The 1,638-nt window shown below is 61.8% G+C and carries 1 protein-coding gene and 1 pseudogene; both read right to left on the bottom strand.

Features of this window, described 5'->3' with window-relative positions:
* Positions 1-33: 33 nt before the first annotated feature.
* On the bottom strand, positions 34-1,449 hold the full coding sequence (locus B0E55_RS31255) for an IS30 family transposase (protein WP_029538673.1): 1,416 nt from the start codon (positions 1,447-1,449) through the stop codon (positions 34-36).
* Positions 1,450-1,470: 21 nt separating this feature from the next.
* Positions 1,471-1,593 (bottom strand): annotated as a pseudogene (locus tag B0E55_RS32755) (transposase); the annotation flags it as partial.
* Between the last annotated feature and the right edge of the window lie 45 nt (positions 1,594-1,638).

Here is a 1,638-nt window from a genome sequence, read left to right as displayed (position 1 = left end):
CTTGTATTCCAGCAATCGTCGCAACACTCGTGGTTACGAGACTTCCAGTAAAGCACTCAGGCGCTCTGCAGGGGTGTCCCAGTCGAGTGATTTCCGGGGTCGATCGTTAAGCTCCTCCGCGACGGCCAAGAGTTTGTCGACGCTGTGCACTGCCAGGTCGGTTCCGCGCGGGAAGTATTGGCGCAGTAGACCGTTGGTGTTCTCGTTGCTGCCGCGCTGCCAGGGAGCGCCCGCGTCTGCGAAGTAGACGTCGAAGTTGGTCGCGGCGGTGAACGCGCGGTGTTCGGCCATCTCGGCGCCTTGGTCCCAGGTCAGTGTTCCCCGCAGTGATGTGGGCAGGTGACGGACGGTGGTGATGAGGGAGTCTCGGACGGCTTCGGCAGTCCGCTCGCGGCCGAGGTGGCCGAGCATCACGAAGCGGGAGGAGCGTTCGACTAGTGTCGCGATCGCCGATCCACCCAGCGCGCCGATGATGAGATCACCTTCCCAATGTCCTGGAACTTTTCGCGAGTCGACCTCCGCCGGCCGATTGCTGATGGAGTTCATCGGGTCGACGAACCGCGGCCGGCGGGCATCGGGCTGCTTGTGCGGTTTGCGTGCAATTCGACCGCGGCGCAGTTGCTTTCCGAGTTCCCGTGTGAGTTCGCCTCGGGCGTGGACGTAGATCGCTTGATAAATCGTCTCGGTGCTCGCACGCATCTGCGGAGTGGTCGGAAAGTCCTTGACCAATCGGTGACTGATCTGTTGCGGCGACCACCTTTTCGCCAGTTTCCCCTGGACGTAGGAACGAAGCTCGGCATTGGCAACCAGCTTCGCCTGCCGCGGCCGGGCCCGATGCTTCACGGACAGCCGATGCGCCGTATGAGGCATATATCCCCTCACCGAGACGGTGTTGCGCTTGAGTTCTCGGCTGATCGTCGACGGTGCGCGTCGCATTTCTGACGCGATCGCCCGGATCGACAACCCTGCGCGCCGTAGATCCTGCAACTGCTCGCGTTCGAGCAGGCTGAGGTATCGGGGATGGATGATCTTCTCGACGACGTTGAGGTCGACGCTTCCGCCGATCGCGCGGGTTCTTCGTTCTGGCACACCGTCATTGTTCTTTACCGGGTACCGCACCACCCGGCCGTCGGGATAGACCCGACCTCGGTTGATGATCGTGATGCCCTTGTCCCAGTCGGTCGCCGATCGGGCATCGGCCCCGACGCGAGCTCTGGCCTCTACGCGCGTGAGTCCCGCCGCTCGCAGACGCAGGAATTCTTCGCGCCGCGGGTTGACTTTGCGTGCCTCGCTGGTTGATATTCCTGCTTTCCGCGCCCATGCATAGGCTGTTGGCCGGTGAATCCCCAGCTCATGAGCGACGGTCGAGATGATTTCTCGCTCGCGAACGAGCCGCAAGAACTCAGCTTTGAGTTCCGCGGGGTAGGTGCGCGGCGCGGCCCGCGCTATGGTCAGCCCTGTTTTCCGTAACCAGTTGTAGCCGGCGTTTTCATGAACGCCGACTGCACGCGCTGCGGCGCGGACCGTGCCACCTCTGTCGAGTAATCGGAAGAATTCTTCCTTCTGCTGATCCGTGTACTTTTTGCCAGCCATTGCAACACCTTTCAGTAGGTGTTGCGACGATTGCTGGAATCCAAG

The organism is Rhodococcus sp. 66b (assembly GCF_002076325.1).
Lineage (GTDB): Bacteria > Actinomycetota > Actinomycetes > Mycobacteriales > Mycobacteriaceae > Rhodococcus_F > Rhodococcus_F erythropolis.
This window is presented reverse-complemented; position numbering and strand designations above follow the sequence as displayed.